General features: G+C 56.6%; 17 protein-coding genes and 1 tRNA gene. 7 read left to right on the top strand and 11 right to left on the bottom strand.

Features of this window, described 5'->3' with window-relative positions; translation table 11 throughout:
- Positions 1-48 precede the first annotated feature (48 nt).
- The 4 genes from IEX44_RS05725 to IEX44_RS21305 all read left to right on the top strand — a co-directional run bounded on the left by IEX44_RS05725 (position 49) and on the right by IEX44_RS21305 (position 1,419).
- Positions 49-366: an integration host factor subunit alpha gene (locus tag IEX44_RS05725; protein ID WP_188690065.1), complete on the top strand. Its 318-nt coding sequence runs from the start codon at positions 49-51 to the stop codon at positions 364-366.
- Positions 332-718 (top strand): MerR family transcriptional regulator, encoded by a 387-nt coding sequence (locus IEX44_RS05720; protein ID WP_188690063.1) that lies wholly within the window; start codon positions 332-334, stop codon positions 716-718. Before IEX44_RS05725 ends, IEX44_RS05720 begins: the two co-directional genes overlap by 35 nt.
- A gap of 49 nt (positions 719-767) precedes the next feature.
- Positions 768-844 (top strand) — tRNA-Pro (locus IEX44_RS05715).
- Positions 845-1,026: 182 nt separating this feature from the next.
- Positions 1,027-1,419: an SseB family protein gene (locus IEX44_RS21305; protein ID WP_188690060.1), complete on the top strand. Its 393-nt coding sequence runs from the start codon at positions 1,027-1,029 to the stop codon at positions 1,417-1,419.
- 25 nt (positions 1,420-1,444) lie between these two features.
- On the opposite strand, the gene IEX44_RS05705 is transcribed toward IEX44_RS21305, so the two are convergent.
- From IEX44_RS05705 to IEX44_RS05675, 7 genes are all read right to left on the bottom strand, one after another.
- Entirely contained in the window at positions 1,445-2,092 is a 648-nt protein-coding gene (locus IEX44_RS05705; protein WP_188690058.1) for a hypothetical protein, read from the bottom strand.
- 18 nt (positions 2,093-2,110) lie between these two features.
- Positions 2,111-2,905: a TatD family hydrolase gene (locus tag IEX44_RS05700; protein WP_188690053.1), complete on the bottom strand. Its 795-nt coding sequence runs from the start codon at positions 2,903-2,905 to the stop codon at positions 2,111-2,113.
- Between the two features lie 326 nt (positions 2,906-3,231).
- A complete protein-coding gene (locus tag IEX44_RS05695) occupies positions 3,232-5,220 on the bottom strand; it encodes a beta-galactosidase (protein ID WP_188690050.1) in 1,989 nt (662 codons plus the stop codon).
- A 65-nt stretch (positions 5,221-5,285) separates the two neighbouring features.
- Positions 5,286-6,137: a carbohydrate ABC transporter permease gene (locus tag IEX44_RS05690; protein ID WP_188690048.1), complete on the bottom strand. Its 852-nt coding sequence runs from the start codon at positions 6,135-6,137 to the stop codon at positions 5,286-5,288.
- 15 nt (positions 6,138-6,152) lie between these two features.
- Positions 6,153-7,028 (bottom strand): carbohydrate ABC transporter permease, encoded by an 876-nt coding sequence (locus tag IEX44_RS05685; protein ID WP_188690045.1) that lies wholly within the window; start codon positions 7,026-7,028, stop codon positions 6,153-6,155.
- A gap of 94 nt (positions 7,029-7,122) precedes the next feature.
- The gene (locus IEX44_RS05680; RefSeq protein WP_188690041.1) at positions 7,123-8,355 is read right to left on the bottom strand and encodes an ABC transporter substrate-binding protein; all 1,233 of its coding nucleotides are present in this window, start codon (positions 8,353-8,355) and stop codon (positions 7,123-7,125) included.
- Between the two features lie 25 nt (positions 8,356-8,380).
- A complete protein-coding gene (locus IEX44_RS05675) occupies positions 8,381-9,517 on the bottom strand; it encodes an ABC transporter ATP-binding protein (RefSeq protein ID WP_188690038.1) in 1,137 nt (378 codons plus the stop codon).
- Between the two features lie 330 nt (positions 9,518-9,847).
- Here IEX44_RS05675 and IEX44_RS05670 point away from each other — a divergent pair, with 330 nt between their 5' ends.
- Complete coding sequence (locus IEX44_RS05670) at positions 9,848-10,864, top strand: LacI family DNA-binding transcriptional regulator (RefSeq protein ID WP_188690034.1); 1,017 nt, start codon at positions 9,848-9,850, stop codon at positions 10,862-10,864.
- 189 nt (positions 10,865-11,053) lie between these two features.
- Here the strand turns inward: IEX44_RS05670 and IEX44_RS05665 are convergent, their stop codons facing one another.
- The 4 genes from IEX44_RS05665 to IEX44_RS05650 form a co-directional block, all read right to left on the bottom strand.
- Complete coding sequence (locus tag IEX44_RS05665; protein ID WP_188690030.1) at positions 11,054-11,437, bottom strand: VOC family protein; 384 nt, start codon at positions 11,435-11,437, stop codon at positions 11,054-11,056.
- A 6-nt stretch (positions 11,438-11,443) separates the two neighbouring features.
- A complete protein-coding gene (locus IEX44_RS05660) occupies positions 11,444-12,583 on the bottom strand; it encodes an MFS transporter (RefSeq protein ID WP_188690027.1) in 1,140 nt (379 codons plus the stop codon).
- A gap of 41 nt (positions 12,584-12,624) precedes the next feature.
- Entirely contained in the window at positions 12,625-13,398 is a 774-nt protein-coding gene (locus tag IEX44_RS05655; protein WP_188690023.1) for a DeoR/GlpR family DNA-binding transcription regulator, read from the bottom strand.
- Between the two features lie 428 nt (positions 13,399-13,826).
- Positions 13,827-15,353 carry a DUF1214 domain-containing protein gene (locus IEX44_RS05650; RefSeq protein WP_229678770.1) on the bottom strand — a complete coding sequence of 509 codons (1,527 nt, stop codon included), beginning with the start codon at positions 15,351-15,353 and terminating at the stop codon, positions 13,827-13,829.
- A 609-nt stretch (positions 15,354-15,962) separates the two neighbouring features.
- Here IEX44_RS05650 and IEX44_RS05645 point away from each other — a divergent pair.
- Positions 15,963-17,102, top strand: coding sequence for an NHL repeat-containing protein (locus IEX44_RS05645; RefSeq protein ID WP_188690020.1), 1,140 nt, complete (start codon positions 15,963-15,965; stop codon positions 17,100-17,102).
- Positions 17,103-17,399: 297 nt separating this feature from the next.
- Positions 17,400-18,026 (top strand): TetR/AcrR family transcriptional regulator, encoded by a 627-nt coding sequence (locus IEX44_RS05640; protein ID WP_229678769.1) that lies wholly within the window; start codon positions 17,400-17,402, stop codon positions 18,024-18,026.
- Positions 18,027-18,039 lie beyond the last annotated feature (13 nt).

Here is an 18,039-nt window from a genome sequence, read left to right as displayed (position 1 = left end):
GATGTGCACGCCCTGTGCCGACTCACATAAGTTTTTGAGATAACAACAATGACGCTTACCAAAGCAGACCTCGCCGATTTGCTGTTTGACAAGGTTGGCCTGAACAAACGCGAAGCCAAAGATATGGTCGAGGCGTTTTTTGAAGAGATCCGCGCTTCTCTCGAAGAAGGCGACGTCGTCAAACTTTCCGGTTTTGGTAACTTCCAGCTCCGTGACAAGCCACAACGCCCGGGTCGCAACCCCAAGACTGGCGAAGAAATTCCTATCTCCGCCCGCCGCGTAGTGACCTTTCATGCCAGCCAGAAACTGAAGGGACTTGTTGAACTGCATTATGCAAAGCAACAGCAACGTCATTCCAACCAGTGAGCTACCCTCCATCCCGGCCAAGCGCTACTTTACCATTGGTGAAGTAAGCGACTTGTGTGGTGTCAAGCCGCACGTCTTGCGCTATTGGGAGCAGGAATTCACCCAACTCAAGCCGGTAAAGCGGCGCGGTAACCGTCGTTACTACCAGCACCATGAAGTGCTGCTGGTGCGGCGCATCCGTTCACTGCTTTACGAACAAGGCTTTACTATCAGCGGCGCGCGTAACCAGCTTGCGCATGCAGGTGAAGAAGCAGCGAACCCCGCAACCTCCATCCGCGAGGAGCTTCAAGCTTTGCTGGACTGGCTGAACGAACCCATTGGTTCTGGTAGTAACGGCCAACTGCAAAACTGAGCAAAAGGGGTAGGCAGAGCACCAAGGTGCAGCTATAATCGCCCTTCCTCGGAATGTAGCGCAGCCTGGTAGCGCACTTGCATGGGGTGCAAGGGGTCGCGAGTTCGAATCCCGCCATTCCGACCAAACAAAACAAGGGCTTGTAGACTTCGGTTTACAGGCCCTTGTTGCATTTCTGGCTCGCCGATACTACCAACCCCAACCCCAACCCCAAACCCAACCCCAAACCCGACAAACGTAAATGCTTGGAAGCCGACACTTCCGCTCGACGGGGCTCGCCTATGAAGCCTGATTAAAGTTCACTCTCGGTGGATGAGGCAATCGAGGAACTGACTGCGCGCCCATCAAGCGCGAATCGCATTGGACTGTATCGTTCGCTTAAGTCGGGGCACTTGATCTTGGGGGCTGCTAATTTGCCTCAAGAGCGGCAGGGGCAACGGTCAATTGAACTTGCGAAAGCCACTACATTGCGTCTTCTCACATCGTCCGCTCCAGACGGTGGAACTGCGCTCTTGGCGTTCACGAGCCATAACGAGGTTACTCGCCGCAATCCAGCCCTCGCTTCATTCGGTATGGAATCCACCAGCGTTCTTCAACTTGTGTTAGACCAAGGTTTTAGTGGTCTTGTAATCAATCCTCAAGGTTCGTGGGCTGGCATACCGCGACAGGATATTCAGGATATCCTGGAAGACAAATTGTAGGCAGACGGACAGCTACCTGTGCTCATCATGTTTCCCTCAACGGGATCATCTGATAGCGGGATATAAAATGGTCATCCAGATCAGCGGGCTTCATCCTGGCCGGTTCCAGGCTGAAAAAATTGTCATAAGCAGCAACGCTCACTACCGTTTGGTCGAAAAAAAGCAGGAAGCCAACATCGACAAGACAGTGACGAAGCTTCTCGTCTGTTTTCTCAACAAGCTCTGGATTAAACAGGAAAGTATTGAAGCTGCGTTGAGAATGTGTCTGTCGTATTTGCTGGAGCACGCGCTCAATACGATCACCAAACGTCGCTGCGCTTGATTCATCTTCTGCTTCGCTGAATCCGGCAGCGGTTCTGACAATACAGATACGTTCGAGCGGTCCAGGTGGAATGATCCTTAGTGTGGCTTGCCCATCCTCATTCCAGCCCGGAGAAAAGGGTTCTTGCTGAAATATCGCACGTTTGACCCAGGCATACCCAGCCTGTTCAAAACCCAGACTTGAGGCCCAGTAGTCTTCCGGCATGGCGCATAGCGTGAAACCGGATCGACAAACAATGTCGGTAAACAGGTGATTGTCGGTCTCTACGTACAGAATCTCCTCCGTGCTTAATCGCTTGATCAACGCCAGGTCAGTGGCGCTATAGAGCACTTTTGAGAGGTCGCTTTGCATCGGGCATTCCATTCGGTTTTACGGGAGACTGAAAAGCCGTTCGCTGTTTTGGGTGCACTGCCGGACCACATCGCTTACCGGCAGTTGCTTCAATTCAGCAATGGCTTGCGCCACGTAGGGAAGGTTGGCCGGCTCGTTGTAGGGACGGCGTTTGGTGGTGTTTTTGGGGCCAAGGTAGGGAGCGTCGGTCTCGAGATGCAAGTGGGCCAACGGAATGTGCGCTACCGCGTCGCGCAGATCGGCGCCTCGCTTGAGATCAGTCACCCAACCGGTAATACCGATATCCAGTCCCATTTCAATGAACGCCTCGGCTTCGGCCCGGTTGCCAGTAAAGCAATGGACCACACCATGGGCACCGGCCTGCACCGCAGGGGCCAGCAGCGCATGAAAATCGGTGAATGCATCCCGACAATGCAGAAACAGCGGCTTATGCGTATCAATGGCGCTTTGCAACTGTGCTTCAAATACGGCGCGCTGGATGTCGCGCGGAGAAAAATCGCGGTTATAGTCCAGCCCGCATTCTCCGACCGCCACCACGGCCGGATCTTCCAGCATGACGTGTATAGCTGCAGCGACAGCGGGCGACCAGTCTTTTGCGGTGTGGGGATGAACCCCTGCAGTGGCATACACGGTTCCCGGCTCAGCACGGGCGAGGTCAAGCGCCTGCTGTGAACTCTTGAGCGATGTGCCGGTGGCCAGAATGCGGGTGACACCTGCCTCTTTGGCACGGGTCAGTAGCGTGGCGGTGAGCCCGGTCAGTTGCGACGAATGAAAATTGACGCCGATATCGACCAGACAATCTGTTTTCTGCATGTGGTGGGTCCTGATTGTAACGGCCAGGGCTGTCGCTTGGGAGCTAAGTAGGCTGGCTCTATCTCAATGGACACCAGTTTAGGCATTTATTGGTGATTCTCGGCGCTTTCTCGGCCGGTGCGGTCATGTCGAACTCGAGATTGGAAGGTCTGGTTGCATGCAAGAAGCGGGCGTTTCACAGGCCATAACCCGGATTTGTGAGCCCTTCATCTGCTGTCCATTGATCTCGGCCCGACCGGCTATCCAAAGGGTCGGAACGGGTTTTGATCAACGTGCAAAAAGCCGACTGCGATGACGCAATCGGCTTTTTCTTTCCCTGCTGGACCTTAGGCCCCGGCAGACATCAGGATTTCCACCCCACCCTGTTCAAGCAGGATGTCCGGACTGGCCATCCCACCTGTAAACGCGTTGCGCCATCGCTGATGATTTTCCAGATGAACAGTGTGCGTCCGCTTCGTCAGATTCAGCACAAACATGTAGCGCTTATCACCGGATTGGCGGATCGACACTTCAACACCACTTGGCAAACCCGCAAAAGCGGGGATGCCAGTTTCCCGCACAATATGCCCGAACAGCGCGTCGTACCCTGCGTCATCCAGCACGGTCCCGATGTAATACACCCGGCCCTTGCCTGCCGGGTTGCAGGTAATCGCAGGACGCCCCTTGAAGTACTCGCTGTCGTAATGGGCAATCGGCTTGGCGGTTGAGGGCTCCAGCAAATCGCACCATTGCATGCAACCCGTGTTGGCATCGAACATGGCGATTCTCTGGGCATCATGACCGACCGGATCGTATTCATCCACGATGACTCCGGCAATCTCACGCAATGCGCCTGGCAACCGGGTCGGGAGGCACACGTTGTTCATGTTTTTCACACCCGTTCGGGTGGTCAGTACCAGTGTGCCGCCAGCTTCGACATAGTCTGCAAGTTTTTGCACGACCAGCGGGTCTTCAAGATACAGCGAAGGTGCGATGACCAACTTGTAGTCGCTCACCTTTGAGGTCCAGTTCAGCACGTCAGTGCCTACACCCTGACGCACAAAGGACTGATGCAGTTTCTTGAAGTTGGCCAGGTAGTCAAAACCATCCACCTGCGGCTGAATCCGCAGTGCATTGTTCTGCTCGTGTGAGTAGAGCATGGCCACCTGGTTTTGTACGACCGTGCCGTCAAGCAGTCCGGATAACATATTGAGCTCCGATGCGAAACGTTTGAACTCTTCAAAGCGGCGGCCCGGTACACCGTGATGATCCAGCAAGCCGTGCCAGAACTGTTCTGCGCCAATGCGGGCGGTGCGCCAGCGGAAATGCACAACCACATCTGCGCCACGGGAAACGGTTTGCCAGGCGTGGGCCCGGATCATGCCCGGGAACGGGGTGCGCGACATGGGAAACCAGCAGCCAGGCGTGCCGCTCAGTTGTTCCATGACCCAGAAGTTCTTCTGTTTGATACCGCGGGTCAGATCAAGGGTTAGCGCGCCGAGGTAATTCCTGGCCTTGGCGTCGTTGTTCTGGTCCGTTGCGGGGTAATAGTCGACCGCCGCGAAATCCATGCTCTCGAACAGGTCGTAGTTGTCAGTCACAACCGGGTAACCCCAGATGTTGTGGGTGACAAAGTGATCGGGGCAGTGGGTGCGCAGGATGTCCGCCTGAAACTTGTTGAAGTCCGCGACGGAGTCCGAGGAAAAACGCTGAAAATCCAGCAGGAACGACGGGTTCTGGTGCGGTGAGCCACCCAGCGGGGTGGTGACCTGCGACCAGGCGGTGTATTCGCCACTCCAGACGACCGTGCCCCATTCCTTGTTCAGGTTGTCGAGCGTGCTGTACTTGCGTTCCAGCCATTGGCGGAACCCGGCGGTACATGCGTCGCAGTGACAGTCATTGGCCACCATCTCATTGTCGGTCTGCCAGCCAATCACGGCCGGATTTCCGGCGTAGTGACGCGCCAGTTTTTCAACGATGACGCGGGTATAGCGGCGCAGCGAGGGACTGTTGTAGCAGCGGTGCCAGCGAACGCCCTTGTACATTGGTTGCTTCTTGCTATCGATGGGTAGTACGTCCGGATAGCCGTCAGCCAGCCAGTGTGGCGGCGTGGCGGTCGGGGTACCCAGAACGATCTCCAGCCCCTCTGATGCAAGGACCGCAATGGCATCGTCCAGCCACTGGAAGTCATAAACCTCTTCGCGGGGTTCAAGACGCGACCAGGCGAATTCGGCCAGTCGGACCACCTTGATTCCTGCGGCTTTCATATCTTTGGCATCTTGCTGCCATACTGCCCGGTCCCAATGCTCCGGGTAATAATCGACCCCGACCTTCATTCAAGCCTCCTGAAATTCGTGAGAAGTGGGCGTCCGGGACGGACGCCGAGTGAAAAGTTCGTGCGCTAGCCCTTGGTCGCCCCGAAAGTCAGGCCGGCAATGAAATGCCTTTGCATGGCAAAGAACATGAGCACCGAAGGCAGTGCGGCCAGCAGCGAGCCCGCAGATACCAGGTTCCAGGCCGTCGTCCATTGCCCCTTCAGGGCCGAGACACCCACCGTCAGTGGTGCGGCGTCGTCGCCCTGGGTCAGACACAACGCCCAGAAGTAGTCGTTCCAGATAAATGTGAAGACCAGAATGGCAAGGGCCGCGAGTGCCGGAGTGATCAGGGGGATGATGATCTTGTAGAAAAGCTGCCACTCGGTGGCACCTTCCACCCGCGCAGCCTCCACCAGCTCATAGGGCAGTTCCTTGATGAAGTTGCGCAGGAACAGCGTGCAGAACCCGGTCTGGAAGGCCACATGAAAAAGAATCAGCCCTTCGACTGTATTGAACAGGCCCATGCGCAGGGTCAGATCGCGAACCGGGATCATCAGGATCTGGACGGGGACAAAGTTGCCGCCCACAAAGGTCGCGAGGATCGCGGTATTACCCTTGAACGGATAGGTCGCCAGCGCAAAGCCAGCCATCGCCGACAACATGATCGCACCGACAACCGACGGGAACGTGATCAGGCAGCTGTTCCAGAAGTAATGCAACATCGGAGATTCGACGAGCACAGCACGGTAGTTCTCAAAGGCTGCGATCTTTGTTGGCCAGCCCCAGTAGTTGCCCTGCATGAGGTCATCATTGGATCGGACCGAGGTCATCATCACGGCGAGCAGCGGCAGCAGCCACACCAACAACGCCAATGGCAAAGACGCCTTGTAGAACCAGCGGTTAGCTGGCTTCCATTTTTCGATAGGTAACGGATACATAGCCAAGCCTCTCGGTCAGGACTCAGAGCGCAACAGGCGGCGCAGTTGATAGGTAATGAAGACCGACATGATCAGGAAGAGCACCACTGCAATGGCAGCGGAATAACCAAACCGGAAGTACTTGATGGACTGGTCGTACATGAAATACGCCAGCACAGTGGAGCTGTCGTAGGGGCCGCCGCCGCTCATGACCGCAATCAGGTCAAAGCTGCGCAGCGCGCCAATCACCGTCAGCGTGATGGACATGAAGGTGGCCGATTTGAGCTGGGGTAACACCACGTGCCATAGCAGCGTCCAGCCCTTGGCGCCTTCCATCCGGCCGGCCTCAATGATTTCGGGATTCATGCCGGTCAGGCCGGTGAGATACAGGATCATGCAGAACGGCACCTGGGGCCACAGCGCGGCGAAAATGATGCCGAACGTGGCGTAATGCTCGTCTCCCAGCACCGGAATGCCATGACCCACAATCAATTTCAGCAAACCGAATGCAGGGTCATAGAACCAGCTGAAAATCAGGCCGATCACCACCCCGGACAGCACAAACGGGGAAAAAAACAGCGATTTGACGAGCCGCATGCCCCACACGCTTTGATTCAGATAAAGCGCGAACGCGAGACCAATGGGCGGGGCCAGCATCAACAGCACCAACCACAGCACGTTGTTCTTCAACGCCGTAAAGAACACGGGGTTATGGAACAACTCGTTGTAGTTCGCGAAGCCCACCCAGGATTTGTCGGTTACGCCGTCCCAGTTGTAAAAGCTGAGGCAGAAGCTGCTCAAAATCGGGTAAATCACATACACCGCAAATATCACCATCGCAGGCAGCAGGAACAGCAATGCGGTGCGTTTGCGTCGTTGCGCCAGTGGCGCGTGGACCTTGTTTCTGGACATGATTGAAATCCGTCTGTGAGACCCGCTCGCCGTGGCAGCAGCAAGCGGGAATCCCGTCAGAAGCACCGGGCTGGCGGGCAGCCCGGTATGGTTCTTACTTCTTGTAAACACGCTGACGCGTCTGTTCGAGTTGCGCCAGGATCTCGTCAAGCTTCGACGGATCCGTCACGAAACGCTGCATGCCTTTCATGCCTTCGTCGGCCATTTCCTTGGTCATGTCGCGGTCGTAGAACTGGGCGATCCCCCCAGTCGTACCGGACAAGATCTGGAAACCCTTGCGAGCAATGGGATCCTCCGGCATTTGTGACTGGTTGTTGGCCGGCAACGTACCCAGCGCACTGGCAATACGGGCACTGATTTCAGGCTTGCCAATGAAGGCCAGGAAGCGCTTGGCGTCGGGCTTGTTCTTGGCCTTGGCCGGAATGTTCAGGCACTCGGCGGAGCCATCTTCAGCCACCGGCACTGCCGCGTTGATGACCGGGAACTGGAAGAACCCGGTCTGTGCCTTGACTTGCGGCGGAATAACCGGCGAGAGGAAAGTACCCATCAGCGTCATTGCCGCCTGGCCCTGGTTGAACAGCGGCTGAACCGAATCGAGCGTGTAGGAGGTGGGGTTGTCGATGAAGTATTTGTTGTCGATCAGCGTTTTCCACGCGGCATAGACTTTCTTCACCTTCGGGTCCGTATAGGCCATTTCCCCGTTCATCAACTTCATGTGGTTGTCATAGCCATTGATGCGGAAGTCGAGGTAGTCAAACCAGGCGGCCAGGGTCCAGGAGTCGCGGCCCCCCACGGCAATCGGGGCGATCCCCGCGGCCTTCAACTTTTTGCAGGCAGCCAGGAATTCTTCCCAGGTTTTCGGTTCGCTGGTGATCCCGGCTTTCTGGAACAGGTCTTTGCGGTAGTACATGCCCCACGCAAAATAATCAGTGGGCACGGCGTACTGCTTGCCTTTGTAGGAGGAAGCTTGTTTGAGCGAAGCAAACTGCTTGTCCCATCCGTTCTTGGGCCATTCGGCCGAGATGTCTTCCAGGAGACCGCGTTCGGCGTAATAAGCCATGCGCTCGCCTTCGTGCCATTTCACGATATCGGGCGATACCGTCGTCAACCACGCCGGCAACTGGACCTTGTAGGTTTCTTCTTCAATGAAGGCGGGTTTGACCTTCACATCCGGGTTGGCTTTTTCAAAGTCACTGATGATGGATTCCCAGACAGCGCGGGAACCCGCGCCCTTGAAAGCAATGTTGACTGTGATTTCGCCAGCGTGAGCGAGTGCCGAAAAAGCCAGAGCCGCGCACAACGCAGAGTACCGTACAACTTTTTTCATTTTTGACTCCTCTCTCCAGAACGACTTACAGGAACGGGACCGCAAGACCATCTGCGGTAAAGAGGTGGCAGCACGTAGCTGGTGCGACCACCTGAATGATGTCATTGGGGCGACTGGTGCTATCGCCATGGACTTTGGCCATCAACGCGCCGCCGGCTGGATCCTGCAGATGCAGGTAGGTTTGCTCGCCGAGGTGTTCGACCATTTGTACAGTCCGGCTCATGGCGGACTCGCCTGCAGCGAGAGTGGATCCGGCTTCACGGACTACCAGATGCTCCGGGCGTATGCCGAGGGTGACGGGTTGGCCAACCGCGAGGGACGAACCTCCTGTGCTGGATTTGATGAAGTCGTTAGAGCTGTTCAGCTTTACCGTTACACCATCAAAAGCAATGTCGGAGACCGTCCCCTCAATGAAATTCATCTGGGGTGTACCAATAAAGCCGGCTACAAAGCGGTTCTTGGGGCGGTGATACAGGTCCAGTGGCGAGCCGACCTGGGCAATGCTGCCGTGCTCATCAACGGCTTTGCCGGCGTGCAGCAAGACAATTTTGTCTGCCAGCGTCATGGCCTCGATCTGGTCATGCGTGACATACACCGTGGAGGACTTGTCGAAGCTGGCGTGCAGGCGGGCGATTTCGAGGCGGGTTTTCCCGCGCAACGTCGCATCCAGGTTAGACAGTGGCTCGTCAAACAGGAACACCCCGGGGCGGCGAACGATCGCTCGCCCAATGGCAACGCGCTGACGCTGGCCACCGGACAATTCACGTGGCTTGCGGGCCAGCAGATGTTCCAATTGCAGGGCCGCTGCAGCTTCCTGCACTTTGCGCTCCACCTCTGCAGGTGGTGTTTTGGCCAGCTTCAGGCCGAAGCCAATATTCTGGGCGACGGTCATGTGCGGAAACAGCGCATAGCTCTGGAACACCATGGCCACACTGCGCTGTGCCGGGGGCAATTCATTGACCCTTGCACCATCAATCAGAATGTCGCCGGTCGTTGGATCATCCAGTCCTGCAATGATCCGCAACAGGGTCGATTTTCCACACCCTGACGGGCCGAGGAACACGCAGAATTCGTTATCCCCGATATGCAGATCTACGTCGCGGAGTGTCGGCTTGTTGTCGCCGTAGGATTTCGAAACCGCTCGCAAAATGATTGAAGCCACAGCGCCGTCCTTCCTGGTTTATCGTTAAATCATCACTGCAAAAAAATAAGAACCGGACGGCACTTTGCTACCAGGGTGCTACACCCGGCCATAGAGCAATCCACGATCTTTATGGACAAAAACTGTAGTTCGTGTTTTCTCACTACGTTCTGGTAGACTTTAATTTAGCGTTAAATCAAGTGCAACAAGAAATTAAAATCCAAAATCCAGCCGTTGCGTGCGTGCCCCAAGTCGAAATAACGTTCCAGTTTTGTTAGCACTCGGTCACTGACTACATGGAAAATTCGATTGAGAGTGCCCATCGGCGAGACACATTGACCATCAAGAGCCATGGCAACCATTAAAGAAGTCGCCGCACATGCCGGCGTAACGCCCACAACAGTAACCAATGTCTTGCGCGGTCGCGGCCGAGTGGGTGACGCCACGCGAGATCGTGTGCTGGCGGCAGTGGCTGCCACCAACTATCACCCCAACCTGAATGCGCGCGCACTGGTAGAACGCAAGTCACCGACGCTGGCCCTGATGCTCGGTTGCCTGACCAATCCGTTCTACCCGGAATTCACTTTGCAGGCACACCTGGCCGCCAGGAGCGAGAACCGTTTCTTGTTGATCTGCAACACTGACTATGAAGAAGACGGTGGTCGCCAGTTTCTGAATGAGGTCGCGGGCTCCTTGTCGGATGGGGTGCTGGTAGCAAACAAGGGCAACCTTAATCTTGAACAGTTCAAGTCCATCGAAAAGCGCGGAGTCCCGGTCGTCATCAGTATCTGGGAAGACCCGGCACAGCACCCCGGCATCCCTTGCATTGCTTTCGATTCCACCAAGGCGGGCAAGATGGCAACACAACACCTGATTGATCTGGGCCACCAGCACATTGGCGCGTTGATTGCGAGCCCTGCGGAAGGGATTCACGCCGGACGCTACGCCGGTTACCGGGATGCACTGGAAGAAGCGAACCTGCCGGTCAAAACAAAACAGATCCGATTCTGCGAGGATACCTATGAAGACGGGTATCGAACTGCGTTTGAACTGTTAACGACCAACAAGGGAATGACCGCGCTGTTCGTATCCAACGACCTGCCGGCAATTGGCGTCCTTGATGCTGCGGCAGAGATGGGATTGCGGGTACCGGAAGATATTTCAGTAGTCAGCGTGACCAATATCCATATGGCGAGTCAGTCTCGCCCAGGGCTGACTACAGTAGCCATTCCAACCACTGAAATGGCCTTTGAGGCCATTGAGATGCTGCTGGAATTGACCAGGAACAAACCCGCTCAGCCACCCATGAAGGTGATCGAAAAACTCAGGCTGGTTGAGCGACATTCAACAGGTGCACCGAAGGCTTGAGTCCCAAATGGGGTGGACAACCGCCAGCCAAACGCCGCCCAAGTCGAAAACCACTGCTTTGATTGTCATGCCGATCATCAAAAAAAACGGGCTGGTCCTTGTTTTCAGACCAACCCAAAGGGCAAGGTTTTCAGCCTTGGGAGAGCCCTGACGAACAGGAAGCGAATGCGCCTGTCCGTACCAGAAACCTCAGGAAGTCACTTCAATCGCGGTGCCGTCGGTCGTCCTGATCACCGCCTCGTAATAGCCATCGCCGGTCATGCGCGGGCCGGATTCAAGCAGCCCGTCCTCTTTGCAAATTCGGGCGAGCCGATCAACTTCATCCTTGCTGCCGAGTGAAATGGCGATGTGGTCCCACCCCACACTATCCCCAGCCTCTGACTCGGTGATCCACGGGCCGGTCATAAGCTCGATCTTGCTGGCGCAGCCAGGCAGGCTAACGAACCGCGAGACAAAGCCAAGGCGGCGAGCGCTGTAATAAGGCGCGCCCACAGTCGCATTGAAATAGCTTTCCCAGAATGCAGCTGCGCTATCGAGGTCACGAGTCCACAAGGCAACATGGGCCAGGTTCATGGGGTTTTACTCCTTACGGGTGACGATGCCGGCGCAAATCGGCACCAGGCACATCAATGCAACCAGCATCCAGAAGGCAGACCCAAGACCGACATGCTTGGCGGCAAAGCCGATCAGGGCAGGCCCAAGCAGAACACCTGCATAACCGGTGGTGGTAATCGCTGCCACGGCGAGGCCGGAGGGCATGACTTTCTGGATACCCGCCTGACGAAACAGAACCGGCACGACGTTGGATGCACCCAGACCGATCAGGATGAAACCGCCAAGGGCGACGACGCCAACCGGCACAGTGAGTACGGTCACGAAGCCGGCAACGGCGACAATGCCACCCCAGAACATCGTGGTGCGATCACCAATGCGGGCAGTCACGGCGTCACCAGTCAGGCGGCCCACCGTCATGGCGATGGAGAACAGCATATAGGCCAGACCCCCTTGCGCTGCCGGCAGCAGGCCCTTGTCGGTGACAAGCAATGCACCCCAGTCCAGCAAAGCGCCTTCGGCAAGGAAGGTCACGGCAGCCAGTACGGCCAGCAGCAAGACAATGCCGTGGGGCATGACAAACAGAGGGCCTTCTCCGCCAGAGGTGTGCTGTTTGAGCAAGCGCGGCCAGGTGAATAACATGGCGATGACCATGACTGCAGCGCACAGCAAGGTGCCCAAATGCGGATCAACATGCACGGAGAGCAGGAAGGTCATGCAGGTCGAGCCAATAAAGCCACCCACGCTGAACAGCGCGTGAAAGCCAGACATCAGAGGGCGCTTGGCATCCCGCTCAACTTCAACCGCGTGGATGTTCATGGCCACATCCAGAGAGCCCAGTGCCGCCCCAAAAAAGAAGAGGGCGATACCCAGAGTCAGTGGCGTCGACGTGACGACCAGGAAGGGCAGCATTACGGCCAATGCCAGGCCAGCCACCATGATCGGACGCCGACTCCCAATGCGGGCGCTGAGAATGCCGGTAAATGTCATAGAGCACAGCGAGCCAATGCCAATACAGAGGAGTAGCAAACCGAGCTGACCATCATTAATGCCAAGGCGCTGCTTGGCAAAGGGGACCAGCGGGGCCCAGCAGGCCACGCCAAAACCGGCGACAAGAAATGCGATGCGGGTGGCAAGCCGTGTTGCTGGCGTGTCTGCGGAAAACATGGAATGGAACTCCAGTGGATATGCGGGCTGACTTTTTGTTTTCAGGGATTGGCGGCTTGCAGGACGACTGCGCCACCTTGCTTCAGTTCTTCAAGTTCGGCGGTGGGCAGATCGTGCTCGACTACCAGGTATTCGAAATCCCGGAGGTCCGCGATGCGATGGTGAGCACGCATCGCCATTTTTTCGCTGGTGGCCAGCACCAGGCTATGACGGCTTTGCTTGAGGACTGCGCGTTTGAATGCGGCATCTGATCCATTGAATGCGCTCACGCCGCTGCCGGTGGACACCGAGCAGGCCCCAATGAAGCAGCGGTCAATGTTGAGCTGCAGAAGCGCCTGTACTGCGGCGGCGTCGACGCTCCCACCGACCAGCAAGTCAACGCCACCACCAATCAACACGAGTTTGATGTCCTGCCGCCGCACGACAGCCGCCGCGATGTCGATGGAGTTGGTCGCGACGGTGACATCCGCGTCGTCGGGCAACAAATCCACGAGTGCGAGGTTGGTGCTGCCGCTGTCCAGGAACAGCAGCTCGCCTGACTGCACCGTTTGCAAGGCTGCTTTTGCCAGTGCCTCCTTGCGGGCAGCGGCCACGTCAATACGGGCTGCCATTGGAGAGGTGGCTGCGGAAACCGGCAATGCACCGCCATAAACCCGGCGGCAAAGACCATCAGCCGCCAATGCGCGCAAATCGCGGCGGATGGCATCTTCCGAGACGGAGAATTCAGCCGCGAGCGTAGCCGCAACTACGGCCTGGCCTTGAGCGAGACGGCTGGCGATGAGGTCGCGGCGGGCGAGAGGAAGATCTTCATGCATGATCGTGCACACAAAACGTGAACAAGTGTGTAATTAATCACGCGAACATTCTGATGTCAAGCATAAAACATGAACGAACATGCACCTGTAGACCAGGATAGGGGTAACCAGGCGCAAACGTGCACCAGAATTAGTCAGATGTGCTCTGCTGTGCTTGAAGCAATCCGGATGTTTATGTTGCTGTTCAAGTGCGGCCCCATCGAGCCCACCCGGGTTGGGCGATTGATTCCAGTGAATGCAGTTGGAAGCTCTGGTGGTGATGTCGGAGTGACCATTGGGCTGGCAGGTTATCGGCGAAAGCCCCCGTTCTGAACCGTGAACCGACATGGCTGATTACTGACAGAAACCAGACTATGGACGAACAGTCCGCATCTCCAGGGTAAGCCATCAACGAGATGTCGATGGCTTACCTGTTCGGTCTATATGATTTAATCAACCCGCTCAAAATCCGGCAGTTTGAAGGTCTTCTCGTTCATCGGTTGAGTCGGGCCGTAGAACCGCATGGCAGGCAACGGCCGCTTGCCATTGGTGGGAATCCAGTTGGATTCCAGCCCGTCCGGCGCTTTCGGGCCGACGTACAGCGAGACCGATCCATCCGCATTTTTCTTCATTTTGTCCAGGTCGTAAGAGGACAAGGTAGTCCGCGAAGATGGCGTGTAAATGAAGGCCATGGTGGCCCGGTCATACACCGTCAATGCCCAGAACTGTTTGACCGGCATGTCGGCGGGGACATTGAGCTTGTACGTTTTGCCGGCCAGCAGCGGCTGGCCCTGGTTGTCGGCCGTCGCCATCATGTATTGCGTGGAGGGCGAATCACTCAGGACATGGGGCATGAAGGTGCACCAGAAATACTCCGCTGCACGTGCGGTGTAATCGATACGGTCGGTGTAATCCCAGGTGAAGGTGCGGCTCTTGTCAGCCATCAGTAGCGACACATAGTGGCGGTCAGGCCAGTAGAGCTGGTCTGCTGGGACGTGGTCGAACCAGTATTGCAGGTAGTACCAAGAGTCAATCGCCGCCTGGCGCATGGCCTTTTTGGTGGTCTCATCCGGATTGAACGGCTGCCCCTGCACGATGCCCAGCGTGGCCAACATGCCCATCATGGTTTTGTCCTGCGGACGGGCCGGTTCGACGCTGAAAATCTGGTAAATGTCGTCAAACGCTCGTTCATCGTAATAAGGCAGTGTCGAGAACACGCGTTCATCAGCCACCATGAACTTCTGTTCTGGCGGTGGCGAATTTGCATCCTGGAAGTGGTAGACCCTCAGCCGACGCGCATAGTTAACGGCATCCTGAGCGGTTTTGCCTGGCGCAACGATGGAACGGAACGCAAAGGCAATCCGGTAGTTGGGCGAGGCCACGTGAATGTACCCGGCAGGAATCTCACCCTGGTATCCAGGCGGTGTGAACAGGTACTTACCGCCCTTGCCATCATCCTTCCCACCCGGCCCGATATCGGCAATGGTCAGCTGCCAGGCATCGACCACCTGACCATAGAGCGAGCCGTCCGGACCAGATGGCGGCACATCAACGACGACCGGGCCTTTGCGCAGGTCTGGCAGTGCAAAGATGTAGGGCGTTGAACTGTTGGCGGTAATGGCTTCCAGACGAGGCGTTGCCACGCGGTCATACGTGATGACGGTGGTGTCATCAATTTGCAGTTGGGACTTGGAAGCCGCCCATGGTCGGTAAATCGCGGCGGCGGGTCGGCTCCAGAGCATGACCTGGAACGCCGCCTGGTACTTGGCCTGATAATCGAAGTCTTGCACCGAAGGCATCGCCCCCTTCGGCGGTTCGCCACCAGACGGCTCGTTGGCCTCGCCGGCGCCCGTATTCCACTGGCCATACTGCGGGCTGCTGGTCGATAAAACCGTGGATTGCGAGGTACTGGCGCAGGCGGCGAGCATGCCAACCAAAGCAAGGCAGAATGCGTTACGCGCAAGGGAATGTAACAAGGCAGGCTCCTGATGCGGGGATGGGGCTCAGTGCAACGGGCTGGACGTACTCGCACTGGTCTGTCTTTGGGGACTCTGACCAGATTTATAGGCGGAGCTGTGTGCCCTCACAAGTTTGCGGATGAATGCCCAACTACCGGCAACTCCAGTGCCCAGGCTCGATCCATTGCGCCAATAGGGAGGACTTGTCGATGACGCACTTCAGTGAGCGCAGATGAATTCAAGCGCTGAAGTACGTAATTAAAGCGAAAGCAGACCCACCATTGCTTTCGGGCCAACGTCCGCTTCGGGTGATGACCTGTCTGCGGTTGTTCGGGGTTGGCGGCAAATCTGCCGACGAAAACGTTCATAGCAGCGTCGGCGCTGGCTGCTTTGAGCATCAAAGCACCCCTTGATCTTGCATCTGCTCAAGGTACTAGTGAACTGGGTAGAGGCAATTGGCCAGGTGGGGAAAATGCGGAAGAATAGCTAGTAGTGAGACCTTCAATCATCGCGTAGTGATGAAGAGAAATATATTCATGGAGAACGCAACATACGCAACTGATAAAAGATGCCACAAGCTGAAGAGGACTTTAAGATTCGAGCACTTTTGTCCGCAATGCGAATGTCATGAAATTGCTGCCGTTTTTCCTGGCCGGTGTTCTGGCCCTGGTACTCACAGGGTGTGTGCTCGACTCCAGTGATTCGACGACCACTACAACGAGTGCGACACCCACGCCAACACCCGCACCGGTTGTTACCACTTATGCTGTGGGTGGGACGGTATCAGGTTTGACAGGCGGTACGCTGGTCCTGAAAAACAACGGGACCGATACGCTGGCCGTGTCCGCCAACGGCACATTCTCCTTTGCTAAGGGCATTGAGCAGGGGGCAAGCTACAACGTGACTGTAGACACGCAACCTGCGGGGCTGCTCTGCAAGGTGAGCAATGGCAGCGGCGCGAATGTCATCGCGGACATGACGACCATCAACGTGAGTTGCACCCAGGTGGTTCAGCTTGCGCCGTCGACCACATTTGCTGGTCTATCCAGTGTGGTGGTGGATGCAAGCGGTAATGTGTATGCCTGCGAAATCTTTGGTGGGCATGTGTACAAGATTGCCCCTGGTGCGGCAACGGCTACAATCCTTGCCCCAGGCACGACATTTGGCTATTGCGAGAGCCTGGCACTGGACTCGAGCGGCAACCTTTATGTTGCCGACAGTAGTATCAACAACGTGATCTGGAAAATTGTACCTGGTGCAAACACGGCAACGACACTGGCTATCTCTCAGAGCTTCAGTTCGGTATCCGGGGTAGCCGTCGATGCGGCGGGGACGGTCTATGTGGCCGATGAGAATACCAGCCGCATTTACAAAATACCTGCAGGCTCTTCCACGGCAACCCCGGTGACCAACACGATTGCCGGGGCCGCATTCCTGAGTCTGGATACGGCGGGTAACCTGTATGTCACTACCGGCGGAACGGGTGTTTATAAAATCCCGGCTGGGAGTTCAACAGGCACGCTAATCGCTGGATCAAGCGTCATCACTTCGGCCTGGCATACTGCTGTGGATGCGAATGGCAATATTTTTGTAGCTGGTTTTGGTAGCAATAGCGTCTACAAGATTTCGGCGGGTGGCTCTGTAACTGCTATCTCTACAGGATCTGTGCAGATCAATCTGCCAGAAGGTGTGGCGGTGGATACTGCTGGTAATGTCTATGCGGCAACCCTGAACCCGGCCGCATTGTACGAGATTGCAGCTCCCTAGCCATTGATTGGCCGGGAATCCTTGACCATTTTCCGGTCGGTCTCGAGATATAAAAAAGCCCCGAATGATCGGGGCTTTTTTGATTGGAAGTGCCACTGCAGCTGATTTCCAATGCAAAGCAGACTTGTACTGCTGCGGCTGCCAACTTCTGCTCGGGCTTTGGCGCAGTTTGATGCATTGCCGTAAGCACCGGGTGCGCTCGCGGCGTAGTTTGAGTGTGGCGCTCGTGGCTGCTGCTATTATTTTATTCTGAATCCGGGCCCGGCCCGGCGACCCGGATAGCGAGGTGGCACCATGATGAGCGAAAGAGCCCATACGCGGCGCGAACCCAGGCAGCAACGCGCCAGGTTCACCGTGGATGCCGTGCTTCAGGCTGTACAGATCGTGGCGAAGCGCTACGGGCCCCAGTCCGTGACCACGAATCGCATCGCACAGGTTGCCGGTGTCAGCGTCGGGACGCTCTATCAGTACTTCCCCGATAAGCGCGCCATCTTTACCGCGCTTTATGACCGGCACGTCGATGATGTCCGCCAGGTGATGGAACAGACTACGACCGCCTGGGCCACGGCGCCCCTCGGGGAGTTCACACGTGAACTTGTCCATGGCCTGGTGCAGGCCCACGCCGATCTGGCAGAGCTGCACGAGCTTGTTTCCTCTGCGGTTCCGCAAAGTGCCCAAGGCTTCAGGAATGCGCTGCATCACACGTTTGGGCTGGCGCTGTCGCGCACCGACCAGGAGCCGTATAACCGGCAAGAGAGGGAGCGTATGCTTTTTGTCCTGCCACGCATGGTGGAATCGCTGGTGCACGGCGCAGCCCACCACCCGCCGGCTGACCTCTCCCGCGATGGCGCCGGCAGCGAGGCAATCCGCACGGTGCTGCTCTACGTGAATTCGTTTCGGGGCAGTGCGCCAAGATACTTCTGACTTCAACAGCGCG

Origin of the sequence: Silvimonas amylolytica (assembly GCF_014645555.1) — a bacterium.
GTDB classification, from domain to species: Bacteria; Pseudomonadota; Gammaproteobacteria; order Burkholderiales; family Chitinibacteraceae; genus Silvimonas; species Silvimonas amylolytica.
The sequence above is the reverse complement of the archived record's forward strand: the minus strand, read 5'-3'. Positions and strand labels throughout refer to the sequence as shown.